Origin of the sequence: Rhizobium sp. P32RR-XVIII (assembly GCF_012641395.1) — a bacterium.
GTDB lineage: Bacteria > Pseudomonadota > Alphaproteobacteria > Rhizobiales > Rhizobiaceae > Rhizobium.
Window position 1 is genome coordinate 62,776 of record NZ_JABAIH010000015.1, and the last position, 12,458, is coordinate 75,233.

At 62.1% G+C, this 12,458-nt stretch carries 13 protein-coding genes; 7 read left to right on the forward strand and 6 right to left on the reverse strand.

Going from position 1 to position 12,458, the window contains the following annotated elements; genetic code table 11:
• The first annotated feature begins 506 nt into the window (after positions 1 to 506).
• Both HGP14_RS28045 and HGP14_RS28050 read left to right on the forward strand, forming a co-directional pair.
• On the forward strand, positions 507 to 920 hold the full coding sequence (locus tag HGP14_RS28045; RefSeq protein ID WP_168833142.1) for a ProQ/FINO family protein: 414 nt from the start codon (positions 507 to 509) through the stop codon (positions 918 to 920).
• A 217-nt stretch (positions 921 to 1,137) separates the two neighbouring features.
• Positions 1,138 to 1,287, forward strand: coding sequence for a hypothetical protein (locus tag HGP14_RS28050; RefSeq protein WP_168833143.1), 150 nt, complete (start codon positions 1,138 to 1,140; stop codon positions 1,285 to 1,287).
• Positions 1,288 to 1,555: 268 nt separating this feature from the next.
• Here HGP14_RS28050 and HGP14_RS28055 read toward each other — a convergent pair whose 3' ends face one another.
• From HGP14_RS28055 to HGP14_RS28075, 5 genes are all read right to left on the reverse strand, one after another.
• Complete coding sequence (locus HGP14_RS28055) at positions 1,556 to 2,260, reverse strand: winged-helix domain-containing protein (RefSeq protein ID WP_168833144.1); 705 nt, start codon at positions 2,258 to 2,260, stop codon at positions 1,556 to 1,558.
• A 22-nt stretch (positions 2,261 to 2,282) separates the two neighbouring features.
• Positions 2,283 to 3,059, reverse strand: a complete 777-nt coding sequence (locus HGP14_RS28060; RefSeq protein WP_168833145.1) for an SDR family NAD(P)-dependent oxidoreductase — start codon at positions 3,057 to 3,059, stop codon at positions 2,283 to 2,285.
• Positions 3,056 to 4,771, reverse strand: a complete 1,716-nt coding sequence (locus HGP14_RS28065) for an acetolactate synthase catalytic subunit (protein ID WP_168833146.1) — start codon at positions 4,769 to 4,771, stop codon at positions 3,056 to 3,058. Before HGP14_RS28065 ends, HGP14_RS28060 begins: the two co-directional genes overlap by 4 nt.
• On the reverse strand, positions 4,768 to 6,129 hold the full coding sequence (locus HGP14_RS28070; RefSeq protein WP_168833147.1) for an aspartate aminotransferase family protein: 1,362 nt from the start codon (positions 6,127 to 6,129) through the stop codon (positions 4,768 to 4,770). Before HGP14_RS28070 ends, HGP14_RS28065 begins: the two co-directional genes overlap by 4 nt.
• Positions 6,130 to 6,217: 88 nt before the next feature.
• A complete protein-coding gene (locus HGP14_RS28075) occupies positions 6,218 to 6,928 on the reverse strand; it encodes a GntR family transcriptional regulator (protein WP_168833148.1) in 711 nt (236 codons plus the stop codon).
• A 212-nt stretch (positions 6,929 to 7,140) separates the two neighbouring features.
• On the opposite strand from HGP14_RS28075, the gene HGP14_RS28080 reads away from it, so the two are divergent.
• The 4 genes from HGP14_RS28080 (at position 7,141) to HGP14_RS28095 (ending at position 11,058) form a co-directional block, all read left to right on the forward strand.
• A complete protein-coding gene (locus tag HGP14_RS28080) occupies positions 7,141 to 8,238 on the forward strand; it encodes an ABC transporter ATP-binding protein (protein WP_168833149.1) in 1,098 nt (365 codons plus the stop codon).
• An 8-nt stretch (positions 8,239 to 8,246) separates the two neighbouring features.
• Positions 8,247 to 9,146 (forward strand): ABC transporter permease, encoded by a 900-nt coding sequence (locus tag HGP14_RS28085; protein ID WP_205927383.1) that lies wholly within the window; start codon positions 8,247 to 8,249, stop codon positions 9,144 to 9,146.
• A gap of 34 nt (positions 9,147 to 9,180) precedes the next feature.
• Positions 9,181 to 9,966, forward strand: a complete 786-nt coding sequence (locus HGP14_RS28090) for an ABC transporter permease (protein WP_246704628.1) — start codon at positions 9,181 to 9,183, stop codon at positions 9,964 to 9,966.
• Positions 9,967 to 10,032: 66 nt separating this feature from the next.
• Positions 10,033 to 11,058, forward strand: coding sequence for an extracellular solute-binding protein (locus HGP14_RS28095; RefSeq protein WP_246704629.1), 1,026 nt, complete (start codon positions 10,033 to 10,035; stop codon positions 11,056 to 11,058).
• 422 nt (positions 11,059 to 11,480) lie between these two features.
• Here HGP14_RS28095 and HGP14_RS28100 read toward each other — a convergent pair whose 3' ends face one another.
• Positions 11,481 to 11,687: a hypothetical protein gene (locus HGP14_RS28100; RefSeq protein WP_168833151.1), complete on the reverse strand. Its 207-nt coding sequence runs from the start codon at positions 11,685 to 11,687 to the stop codon at positions 11,481 to 11,483.
• Between the two features lie 114 nt (positions 11,688 to 11,801).
• On the opposite strand from HGP14_RS28100, the gene HGP14_RS28105 reads away from it, so the two are divergent.
• Positions 11,802 to 12,035: a DUF6894 family protein gene (locus tag HGP14_RS28105; protein WP_168833152.1), complete on the forward strand. Its 234-nt coding sequence runs from the start codon at positions 11,802 to 11,804 to the stop codon at positions 12,033 to 12,035.
• Positions 12,036 to 12,458 lie beyond the last annotated feature (423 nt).

Sequence of the window (12,458 nt, forward strand, 5' to 3'; positions counted from 1 at the left end):
GTCGACCGGGTTGCAGACGATCAATCGTCTCCGCAGACAGCCGATCAGTCTCCTCCCGGTCCTCACAAAGTGTTTCCGATTGTTGCTAGGAAAGAACTTCGCATAACGGACGATCGAGACGGGCATTATGGGCGATAACGAGATCGGCGGGATCGACCATGGCATGCAGAAGTACAGAGTCAACCAACCAGCCGGCGACCAGTCCCCCGGTGATGCCGGTCAAGCGCGTAAGGTCAGCGGTATCGGAGTGCTCGGTTGGCGCAGCCCACCATAGACGCCGGTAACGCCACCGATTTCACCCGTTTCGCTGAATGTGAAGCTGACGGCGCCGAACTCGACGATCTCATCCCTTATGGCTGATACCGATGGTTCCGTGTCGATGATCGCGCCCGTTAAAGCAAAACCCGCTCGTGCGCCCTGTGCTTGTGGGCAACCTTTCCTATATGGACGTCACGATCAACGACCGCCGCCGCGGCGGCAAAAAAAGAGGCCAATGAGGGTAGCTCATGGATGAAGCGTGGACAGTCAGCCGTGGACCGATTGCCGCGACCGATTTCGATGTGCGAAAGGCCGAAGCGATCAACGCCATGCTAGTTCGCCCGGCGGGCGTTCTGCCGATGAAGGCGGGGGAGCCGATCCGCCCGTTCGCCCTTGGTCTGTTCAACGAACTGCGCGCGCTACTCAAACCCGGCTATGGCGTGACCTCTCTGCGCCGCGCCACCGCCTTCTATGTCTATTCGAAACGCTATTATTTCGCGAGCGCCCAGCCAGACTCGATGCGCCATGACATCGACGGAAGGGCGGTCGAGCCGCTCAGCCCCGCGGACCGGCTTGCAGCGCAAAGAAGTTTTTTCAAATTGAAGCAGAACTATGCCGACGACATGGAAGGTGCCGCGACGCCAGACGGACAGTCGGACTGATCGCTCCGCGACCGCCAATTCGTGCCTTTTGCACCGAAGGGCGCAGATGCCGGCAACTGGGGCCGCCCGGCCGCTGTCTGGCTCTCCCTTGCCCGCTTCGGCACTCGACGCGGGAGCGCCGAACGAAACCCCACAGACGGCTGACAGATCGGCTCTGCCCAGTGTAGAAGACGGGTGAATCGGTCTAAGACCGCGAGGCGCATGGGACGAAACCCTCATGACTGCTGTTTCCGAACTGAAACGGGATAGCTATTATTGGGCAAGGCGCCGCGGTGAAAGCGCATGGGAGATCGTCCAGATATCGACGGTCTTCGGGGAGGAGCGCGAGTTCTGGGCAGTCGCCCGAATAGGATCGGACCTGTTCTGAATGCTCGATGATTTCGAATATGCATCGGAAATTGCGCGACCGGCAGCCGACTGACATCTTGCGCGCCGGATCCGGGACCGGCGCGCCGTCACGAGATCCGGGATCCAGGAATCTCCGATTCGACAACGGGCTCTCGAGCAATCGCCAAGGAGGATGTGCCACCGCCATCCCACCGGGGCGGGCCATAATGTCGCTCTCGACCGGCGTGTCGCGAGACGCCTCGAAAGGTCCCGAGAGGGTGCTAGCGATTTGTTTTTGTTAATAGATATTAACCTTTGTACGGCTGACAACTGGCTTCAACCGCAGTTGCGTGCACGGGGATTTTCCCTGTCACGACAAGAGCATAGCCCTCGCCATAGACTGTCTCGATGCGAACGCCCTCGCACGTCGAGAGGACCTTGCGGAGACGCGCAATATGCACATCGACTGTCCGCAGGCCGATACCGGGCGTGGAAGGCCAAACGGCGGAACGCAGGTGCTGACGCGAACAAGCCGTTCCTGCCGCCTCGGACAGGAAGCGAAGGATCCGAGCCTCGATCGAAGACAGGCGCATCGGCTTTTCGCCGGCGAAGATATGATCGGCGCCGGGGGTTGCCAGGGGGATCTGTAAAGCGGCCGCGCCCGCAGTTTTGCGCGCTCGCCGGAGGAAATCCAGTAAACGGTCCGGTGCGAGCGGCCGTACGATTGCGTCGTCGAGTCCGGCCTTGATCATCCGGAGATGCATCGGCGTCATGCCGGCGCCCATCAGGGCGCAAACCGCAAAGCCCGCCCGTTTCGCGAACCCGCAAAGCGCCACGACATCGCCGTGCCATGTCTGGCCGTCGAACACGACGGCCAGCAGCCCTTGCTCGCTCACGCGGGCTTCGACATCGTGGTCATTGTCGGCGAGCTCGCATCGAAAGCCCGCTACACTCAGGATATGGTCCAGCAGCAGATAGAGTTCCGGATCTTCGGTACAGATAAGAACAGGCAATCCTTGAAGAAGGACCTGCGGTTCAGCTCGGCGCGAATTCGCCGCCGTTGATGTCGAGGATCGCGCCATTGATGAAACCGGCCTCCCTGGATGCGAGAAATGCGATTGCCGCTGCCACCTCCTCCACCGTGCCCAGCCGTCCTGCGGGAATGCGGGATAAGGCCTCCCGGTTTGTCGGACTGGAGGCCGGTCCGGTCATGGCCGTAAGGATCCGCCCAGGTGCAACGACATTCGCCGTGATACCGAAACCGGCATATTGCGTCACGATCGAGCGCGACAAACCGGCAAGAGCGGCCTTCGAGACCGCATAGGCCGCACCTGCAATGCGCGGCCGGGTGCGGCCAGCCACTGAGCCCACCAGAACAATGCGTCCGAATCCCTGTTCCTGCATGCCGGGAAGGACCGACTTGCAACAGAGCATTGCGCCCGTCAGGTTGATCGCGAGAACCTCGTCCCACTCGCTGCGGGACAGGGTTCCGACTACTGCCGGACCCTTCGCGCCTTTCGGTGAGATGCCGGCACTGGCAACGAAAACCGAAGGCGCGGCAAAGCGCCCCCGGACATCTGCGAAGAAACCGTCGATTGCCTCCGGATCCCGGACGTCGGCCTGAAGTGCGAGCACCCTTTCCGGGCCGCCGATCTCGGTCAGCGCTGCGCCTGCCGTCTTCACGGAGCTCGCACCATGTCCGAAGACCGCGACACGATATCCATCCTGCAGGAGACGGCTGGCCGTCGCCAGCCCGATACCCGACGTCCCGCCGCTGACGACGGCGACCGGCGCGCCCTCCGTCGCGCTCATGCGGCTTCGTCCATCGCGGCAAAGAGCGACAGCGGTGGATGAGCTTCCGGATCGGTGATCACTTCGATCATCAGGGGGTCGACGCCCGAAAGCCCCGTCCTGATCGCATGAGTGAGTGCTCCGGGATCGCTGATGCGAACAGCAGGGCAACCGCAGGCCTCGGCAATCTTCCGGTGATCGACGCTGGAAAAGTGGCAGGCGCTGGTAAACCGGCCGAACTTCACGGTCTCCGCGTCTCGCTGGAAGCCGAGGATGCCGTTGTTGAGGACGATGATCAGCACCGGAATATTGCTGCGCACCATGGTCTCGAGCTCAGCCCAGCTGTGGGCGAAACCGCCGTCGCCGACAAGAACGACCACGGGCTTCTCGGGTTCCGCAAGCTTTGCGCCAAGCGCCAGCGGCAGACCCCACCCAAGTCCCGCGAGACCGCGCGGGGTGATGAAGCGCATGCCGGGCGAAAGCCCGCGAAGCTGTCCGGCAACCCACATCGACGAGTAGCTGGCATCGGCGACAATGGTGGTATCGGATGTCAGCTGCGACTGAAGCTCGCGCATGATCCGCTCCGGCCGGATCGGCGACGCATCGGACTTGCTGACGCCAGCGCGGTCGGCCTCGAACTTCGCCCAGCAGTCGCGGATGCGATCTTCCAATTCCGGGCGTGCGGCGCGCCGCCGCGACAGATCGTGCCGTACGAGAGCCGTCCGCAGCGCATCGATGGTTTCGGCAGCGTCGCCGGAAAGCCGCACAGCCTCGTAGGTGCGGCCGATTTCTGAAGGATCGACATCAATGTGAATGACTATTGCGGCGGGATCGATCTGGCGCCAGCTGTCGGTACCATTCTGGTTCGTCCGGGTTCCGACGAGCAGGACGAGGTCTGCCTCTTCGACGAGCGGAAGAGTGTGGCGACCGAGCGATCTCGGCCCGACGAGGGCTCCGAGCACGCCTGCAGACAGCGGATGGTGCTCGTCGACAGCACCCTTGCCCATATTGGTGGTGAACACCGGGAGCGACGCTTCTTCTTGCAGCTTCGCAAGAGAGGAGGCGGCATGGCTTGCATGGATGCCGCCGCCGGCAATGACGACGGGCGCGCGGGCCGCAGCGATCAGGGCGGCCGCGCGCGCAATGTCGCTGTCTGCCGGGCGGTTGCGGTCGAGCGGCCAGTGCCCGAGACTTGCGGCCCGGCGTATCGCCGGGGTCTCGATCCTTGCACGCAGCAGATCGGCGGGCAGCAAGAGCGCCGCCGGCCCCGGCCGTCCGGTCACCGCGGCCGTGAAGGCGGCGTCAACATAATCGTCGATGCGCTCGGGCACGACGACCTTGCGCACCCATTTGGTGCAGGACTGGAAAAGAGCGATGTGATCGAGTTCCTGGAAAGCGTTGCGATCAGCCTGGTCCCGTTCAACCTCCTGGACGAGGGCAACGATCGGGACAGAGGCCTTCATGGCTTCGGCGAGCGGCGGCACGAGCAGCGTTGCCGCAGGCCCATTCTGCGCGGCAACCACGCCGACTTTCCCCGAGCGCCGGGCATAACCGTCGGCCATGGTGCCGCCCATGTTCTCCTGGCGATAGGCGATCTGGCGGATCCCGATCGCCTCCGCCGCAAGGATGACGGCGGACGGCAGGCTCTGGGCGAAGATCATCGAAACATCGTGGCGCTTCAGGCTGAGCGCAATGCGTTCTGCAACGGTATGGGTCTCTTTGGCGCTGGTCATCGGGAAGCCTCGAATTCTTGAACGGCAGGTGTGGAGAGAAAGTCGGCGAAGGTCGCGACGATCGCCTCCGCCTCGTAGGGCGTCATTGCAGTCGACAGCGATGCCGCCGCTCCGTTCGGCAGCATGATGCCGCGCTGGAGAAAGTGGTCGCAGAGCGCATTGCCGATGCTGCTTTCGGCCGGCGTCGGATAACCGCTGCGGAAATCGCACGGCGGCGCCTTCTTCGGGTGGATGCGGAAGAGCGATGCCGCACCGGTAACGCTGAAGGAGGCGCCGCTGCGGACGATCGCCACCTGCAGGCCGGAACGCACCTGATCCCCCAGCTTTTCAAGAGCGTCAAAGGCCTCCTCCGTCATCGCCTCCATGGCAACGCGGCCTGCAACCATCGAAACGGGATTTGCAGAAAATGTCCCGCCCTGCGGCAGGAGCGGCTTTCCCTTGTCATTGGCAAAGACGCTCATCACGCCGGAACGGCCGCCGATGGCGCCAACGGGAAAGCCACCGCCGATGATCTTGCCACAGGCGATCAGGTCAGGCTCCAGGCGGTAGCGGTCCGAAGCGCCGTGATAGGACTGCCGAAGATTGAGGACCTCGTCGGCGACGACCAGGATGCCATGCCGGCGCGCTGATGCCTGCAAGGCCTTGAGGAAGTCGGGATCCGGGCCGATCAGGCCCGCCCTGCTCGGCATTGGGTCGATCAGGATGCAGGCGGTTGTTGCAGCAATCTCGTCCATACGCCGTTCAAGTCCGGCGCTGTCGTTGAACCGGATCACGGCGACGTCCTCGGCGACCGATGACGGGGTTCCGCGATAGACGGCGACGGCCGCGGGACGGTTCTCGTCCCCCCAGACGGAGGGCGCGCTCGCCTGCCCGGCCTCGGCCCAGTCATAGGCGCCATGGTAGGCGCCCTCCACGCGAATGATGCCGGAACGCCCGGTAAAAGCGCGGGCGGCCTTGATCGCGAACATGACCGCTTCCGTGCCGCTGTTGACGAAACGGACCTGCTCGATCGCCGGGATGCGATCGACCAGGAGCTCCGCCAGGGAGATTTCATGCTCCGTCGGATTGGAGAAGCATGTCCCTCGGTGAAGAAGATCGGCGACAGCTTCTGCGACGGGCAGGAAGCCGTGACCATGAATGAGCGTGGTGAAATTGTTGTTGAGGTCGAGGTACCGGTTGCCATCGACGTCGAGGAGGTAAGCCCCCTCCCCGCGCGCGACGTAGAGCGGCACAGGCCGGCGCTCCACGGTGACGCGCGTTACGCCGGACGGAAAGATCTTCCGGCTCCTGTTGAAAAAATATTGCGAACGGGCGCGCGACAGCGGCCGCCCTCCTGAAATGTCACGAGTATGAAGCATCTTTCTCCTCCGGAACGCACCATGCGTCCGCACATTGCAATTTTGTTACAACAAAAATCACAATGTCGAAAAAGTTGCAACAAAAAAATCAGCCAGCCAGGGTAGCCGCTGCGCCGGGACGCGAAAGCGCGGCCCTCTTCAGGCTGCGATAGCCATCCCTGATGTCGTTTTCGATGGCGGCCCGGACGGCAGAAGCGTCCTTGTCGGCCAGCCCTTCGATGGCGACCATGTGGTTGTGAACGCCGTAGCGCTGCTCGGCAAATTCCGGGTAGAGATCATGGAAGGAAGATCCGACGCGCAGCCAGAGGATCTCGATGGTTGCCAGGAGGTGCGGCATGCCGCACAGCCGGTAGATGGTAAAATGAAACTCCTTGTTGTCGTGGAGGGCATCGCGGTAGCGCTTCTCCTCGAGTGAGCGATTGATCTTTTTCTGAATGTTCAGAAGCGCTTGGACCGTCCCGTCGGTGGCGTTTGCCGTTCCCTTTTCGGCCGCCAGGCCTTCAAGCGCGAGTCGCATCTGGGTCACTTCGTACAGGTCGGCCAGATCGAGATGCGGCACGATCACCGTCTTCGGTCCGGCCATGACGAGCGCACCTTCGAAGACCAGTCTGTTGATCGCCTCGCGCGCCGGGGTAGAGCCGACGCCCAGCGTTTCCGCTACGGTTCGAATTGGAAGCTTCCTGCCGGGACTGTAGGCCCCGCGTGCAAGCTGCTCCTTCAATGCTTCATAGACGAAGTCGCTGAGCCTGCCCTGGTATCCCTCCAGGTCGGCCTGACTTCCGGTTGTGTCTTCACTCATATTTCCTCCCCAGGCATTGACATGCATCAATTTTTGTTGCAACAAAACGAACATTGCAGCAATATTACGTCTTAATGTGACAGCATAACGAGATTGTGAACGTTCGCAACGCCGCATGTGCGCTGCCCTTGCACTGCCCACAGGCGCCGCCTGGCCACCCGTATCAAAGGATGGCTGCGATGCATGCGAATGCTTCACAAGGAGGAGATAATTTGATCGGTGCTCCCGTCCATATCATCAACGCATGCAAGCAGTACGGCGCCTTCAGCGCCGTCACGGATGTGTCCCTGGAGGTGGCGGCGGGCGAGTTCGTCTCCATCCTGGGGCCATCTGGCTCGGGCAAGACATCACTCCTGACGATGATCGCCGGCTTTGAGCTGCCGAGCGCCGGACAGATCGTCATCGGCGGGCGCGACGTCACCCGACTTGCGCCGAACCACCGCAACATCGGCATGGTCTTCCAGCGCTATGCGCTCTTCCCGCACATGACGATCGCGGAAAATGTCGCCTTCCCGCTGAAGATGCGGAAGGTCGCACGGGCCGAGCGCGATCGCCGGGTTGCCGAAACTCTCGATCTGGTCCAGCTCGCGACCCTCGCGAGCCGATATCCGCATCAGTTGTCCGGCGGGCAGCAGCAGCGTGTCGCGCTTGCCCGCGCCATTGTCTTCGAGCCGCCGGTGCTCTTGATGGACGAGCCGCTCGGTGCGCTCGACAAGAAGCTGCGCGAGGCGTTGCAGCTCGAGATCAAGCAGCTGCAGAAGCGGCTGGGCGCCACCGTGATCTATGTCACTCACGACCAGGAAGAGGCGCTGACGATGTCGGATCGCGTTGCCGTCATGGCAGGCGGTCAGATCGTCCAGGCGGGAAGCCCATCTGCGCTCTACGGTCGGCCGCAAACGCCGTTCGTCGCCGATTTCATCGGGCGGATGAGCTTCGCCGAGGCGATCTATCTCGGGATTTGTGATGGCGCGCATGTGGTTCGGCTTGGTGAGTCAGTCGTTTTGCAGGCTGCCGATGTCGGAGAGCCGCTGAGCCCGGGCGCGCGTCTCAGGATTGCCATGCGTCCGGAACGGCTGGTGCTCGCGGAGCACGGAAAAGGCGGGCGGAATTCCATTCCCGGCACCCTGGAGGCGAGCGTCTTTGCCGGTGCCTTCGACCTGCATCTGGTGCGCGCCGAAACCGACGGCAATCCGCTTCTGCAGGTCCAGATGCCGGCCGAGACGGGCCGGGGCGCCTTTGCAGCCGGCATGCGGGTGGACGTTGTTGCCGATCCGCAGAACCTGCACGTCTTCGAACTGGCGGGAGCGTGAGCATGGACATGCCGGTTCCACGAAAGGTCGTGCGCCCCCGACGGTTAAAGGCGCGCCGCGTGACGCCGGCGGGGCGCTACGGACCAGCCCTGTCGGTTGTGCTGATCCTGCCGCTGCTTTGCCTGTTCGCGCTCGGCTTCCTTTACCCGATCGCAAGGCTCGTGCTCATCAGCTTCGGCGACGGCGCGCCCAATTTCGATCAGTACCGGCGCGTCTTCGAGACGCCGCTCTATCTTGGGGTTCTGCTACGCACGATCAGTGCCGCGGCGATGGTGACGGTCTTCAGCCTCATTCTCGGCTATCCGGTGGCGATCGCGATGGCGCGCGCAAAGGGACGGATTGCCCTTGTCATCGCCGCTGCGGTCCTCATTCCGCTCTGGACCTCGGTCCTCGTGCGCTCCTATGCCTGGATCGTGCTCCTGCAGAGAAGCGGCCTCGTCAACGCGCTCCTCACCGAGAGCGGTTTGGTCGCCTCGCCGCTGAAGCTGCTCTACACGGACGGCGCGGTGATCCTGGCGATGACCCATGTGCTGATGCCCTTCATGATCCTTCCGATCGCCAATGCACTGCGCTCGATCCCGCCCGACTATGCGAGGGCGGCCCGCAGCCTTGGCGCCGGCCCGGCCACGTGCTTCCTGCGCGTCACGCTGCCGCTATCGCTTCCCGGCGTGTTCGCCGGAAGCGTCATGTGCTTCATCCTGGCGATCGGCTTCTACATCACCCCTGCCCTGGTCGGCGGGCCGGAGGCGATGACCATGGCGACACTGATCGCCCAGCAGACCACTGTCGTCCTCGACTGGCCGTTTGCGGCCGCCCTATCGAGCGTGCTTCTCCTCGTCACGCTTTTGGCCGTGGCCATCTTCCGCCGTGCGCTTTCGATCAGCAAAGGATTGAGCAGTGTCGCCTGATTTTCCAGTCACCTCTTCGAGCCCGACCCATCCTTTGTTGCGCGCCGCTGGTCGGCTTGCAGCCGGCCTTGGAACCGGCAGCATCCTGTTCTTCCTGCTGTTGCCGACGCTTCTCGTGATCCCGATGTCGCTCAACGCAACAGCCTACATCCAGCTGCCGCCGAGCGGCCTGACGCTCAAGTGGTATCTCGACTATCTGTCGGATCCGGACTGGCAGGCCGCGACGATCTTCAGTCTGAAGATCGCGCTCTCGACGACAGCCCTCGCGACGACCGTAGGGACACTTGCGTCGCTTGCGATCGTGCGGGGCGTGCTTCCCGGCCGTGGCGCGATCCAGGCACTCGCAATGGCGCCGATGATCGTCCCGCATGTCGTCTTCGGCGTTGCGCTCTACCTGGTCTTCTCACCCATCGGACTGACGGGCAATTTCGCGGGCTTCCTGATCGCCCATAGCGTGCTGTCGATCCCTTACGTAGTGATCACGGTCGGCGCGGCCCTGGAGCGGTTCGACCCGTCACTGGAGCTGGCGGCGCTGAGTTGCGGAGCCTCGCGCACCCGGGCGCTGCTCAGCGTCGTCTTTCCCGTCATTGCCCCCGCAATCGCTGCGGCCGCGGTCTTCGCCTTCCTTGCTTCGTTCGACGAGGCGACGGTCGCCTTCTTCATTTCGGACACCGGCGGCAAGACGATCAGCCGCAAGATGTTCGAAGACATCGATTTCAACCTGACCCCTGTGATTGCAGCAGTTTCGACCATGATGGTCGCCATCTCGCTCCTGCTGATGGGATCAGTCGAGCTCCTGAGAGGCCGCCGGGAGGAGTAGGCGGCCATTTTTCATGACGTGAGGAAAGACATGCATAGATCAATGACATTTCTTGCCGCCTTCTCGATGGCTCTCAATCTTGCCGTGCTGTTGCCGGAAAGGGCCGCCGCCGAAGAGCAGGTGGTGATTGCGACCACGGGCGGCGCCTATGATGCCGCGCTCAGAAAATACTGGTTCGATCCTTTCACAGCCGAGACGGGGATCAAGGTCGTCTCTGTCGCCGCGACCAATGCCGAGATGCGGGCAAAGGCGACCGCCATGGTCAAGAGCGGTAACGTGACCTGGGATCTTTACCCCGACGGCGAGATCCAGGCGGGCTCGGATGCCCATAAGGCGACCTCGGAAGATCTCGGCGGATTCTGCGAGACTTTCAAGGATCGCTCCGATCTGGTTGGAGACGCCTGTATCGGCGCCGGCGCGCGACTGTTCTCGACAGCGACGCTGATGGTCTACAAGTCCGACGCCTTTTCCGGCGCAGCACCGGCGACCTGGGCAGACATGTGGGACACGAGGCGCTTTCCGGGAGGACGGGCCTTTCCCAATTTCGATGATCCATGGCGGGTCATGGCTGCTGCACTGCTTGCCGACGGCGTAGCGAAGGACAAGCTGTTTCCGCTGGATATCGACCGAGCGCTCAAGAAGCTCGAGACCATCCGCGGCGACATTTCCGTCTGGTGGAAGACAGGCGACCAGAGCGTTCAAGGCTTCCGCAATGGCGACTACTCAATCGGCGAGATCTGGCTGACGCGTGCCAATGCGCTGAAGGAGGAGGGACGCGCTGTCGGCTGGTCCAACAAGGCATCCTTTCTGGTCGGCGACCGCCTGACGGTGATCAAGGGCGCCCCGAACCGGGAGAACGCCTTGAAACTCATCGCCTACTGGCTGGATCGCCCCGAGGCGCAGGCTCGGGTTTGCGAGGAGCTTCTGTGCACACCGCCAAGCAATAAGGCGATCGCGGTCATGTCTCCCGCGGCGCGCGCGGCGCAACCGAGCGAGGAAGATCTGCGCGATCATATTGTCGTTCCAGATGCTGACTGGATCAACACCAACGCAGCCATGATGCTCGAGCGCTGGAACGCCTGGATCCGCTAAAGGATAGAATGCGCGGCCGGCGTCATATGGCCGGCCGCATTTGCGCACCGCCATTGAGGCTTCGTCCTGCCGCTCATGGGTACAGGCGCTCGCAAAACTGGGCTGGTCCGACACGACGGGCGCCAAAGCCTCCCGCCAGTCCACGCACGATATCGATCTTAGCGATGAGCGTCGGCTTTGGTCGATTGTAGCGGCCGGAAGGCAGAGGACTATGACCACCGCCTGGTGAGGCAGCCGAGTTGATGGGAAGCAAGGATAATGAATCTGGGAGGCCTCGCGTCAGAGCGCTAAAGCATGGGTATCCCAACAATAAGGATCGCGATTAGTCCTGTGATCATGAGCGAGGTTTCAATCAGGAATATTGCCACATGGCGGCCCGTCATGTTCGGAAAATTGGATTTCACGTAAAGCTCCTTCTTGGGTTATTTTTCTAGCAAGCCCACTATAGCACGCGCATCCATAGAATTTTTTTTATTTTTTCGGCTGACGTATTGAAGAGCGTGGCGGTTGCCTTGTTTAAAACCGTTCGGGGCGCACAGTATTTTTTGTCGGCAGCATTTGAAGCGGGCGCTGCCGTAAAAGGGCTTAGGCCCTTCGCCCCAATCTAAGGAGGGCGTCATGTCTTCCATCAGCGTCGTCTCATCCTGCTGTGAACGTGTCGGCTCAGCTAATCGGACGCCACCGACCGGAACAATGCGAAGCCCTGATTGTTCTCTGATCCCATAGCAGGAGACTGTCCGTCGATGGCGAGGTATTATTTTCACATCCGTACCGGGGATCAATTGGTGGAAGACGACGAAGGTGTCGAGTTGCCGAACGTCGCGGCCGTTCAGCAAGAGGCCCGCAACGCTGCCCGCGAGATGATTGCGGAATTAGTCATGGGCGGCGAGCAGATCGCGGCACAGCGTTTCGAAATCGTCGATGAAAGCGGCGATATCGTCGCGGTTTTGCCGTTCGGCTTCATGGTCCTGGATTGACTCCAGCAAATGAGCCGCGCCGAGAAATGGCGGCCAGGCGCCGGAACATCGATAGAGCCAGGCCGTTTATTATTTAGGATCGTGTGGCAGGCTGATTGTTTTGCCCCTTCCTTGCCCTTGGAAGGCCGCGCGATCCTCTGGATTAGACTGTCCCGTTTCGGCGGGCTTTTTGATCTCTATCAGACTGGGACCGCAGGTCCGTTCGCCCGTTACTTAGGTGGATTGCGCATGTGCACGGCCCTGCAAGCGCATCCGGCCAGCAATCCTGGCGACCTGACCCCGCACCACTACCCTCTCAAAGACGCGGGGTCTCTTTTTGCCGGTATGCTAGCGCACTGGACACCTTACAAAATAGCGCTCGCTTCAGCATTGGCTTTTCTGCCTGCTTGGCTGTTGAGATGGTTAGGTCCCGAAGACTTGCCG

Bases quoted from the DNA above. Each gene is read 5' to 3' on its own strand.
- HGP14_RS28105 (WP_168833152.1), top strand. From the start codon at position 11,802: ATGGCGAGGTATTATTTTCACATCCGTACCGGGGATCAATTGGTGGAA.
- HGP14_RS28085 (WP_205927383.1), top strand. From the start codon at position 8,247: ATGCCGGTTCCACGAAAGGTCGTGCGCCCCCGACGGTTAAAGGCGCGC.
- HGP14_RS28045 (WP_168833142.1), top strand. From the start codon at position 507: ATGGATGAAGCGTGGACAGTCAGCCGTGGACCGATTGCCGCGACCGAT.
- HGP14_RS28075 (WP_168833148.1), bottom strand. From the start codon at position 6,928: ATGAGTGAAGACACAACCGGAAGTCAGGCCGACCTGGAGGGATACCAG.
- HGP14_RS28100 (WP_168833151.1), bottom strand. From the start codon at position 11,687: ATGGAAGACATGACGCCCTCCTTAGATTGGGGCGAAGGGCCTAAGCCC.
- HGP14_RS28050 (WP_168833143.1), top strand. From the start codon at position 1,138: ATGACTGCTGTTTCCGAACTGAAACGGGATAGCTATTATTGGGCAAGG.
- HGP14_RS28065 (WP_168833146.1), bottom strand. From the start codon at position 4,771: ATGACCAGCGCCAAAGAGACCCATACCGTTGCAGAACGCATTGCGCTC.
- HGP14_RS28095 (WP_246704629.1), top strand. From the start codon at position 10,033: ATGGCTCTCAATCTTGCCGTGCTGTTGCCGGAAAGGGCCGCCGCCGAA.
- HGP14_RS28070 (WP_168833147.1), bottom strand. From the start codon at position 6,129: ATGCTTCATACTCGTGACATTTCAGGAGGGCGGCCGCTGTCGCGCGCC.
- HGP14_RS28060 (WP_168833145.1), bottom strand. From the start codon at position 3,059: ATGAGCGCGACGGAGGGCGCGCCGGTCGCCGTCGTCAGCGGCGGGACG.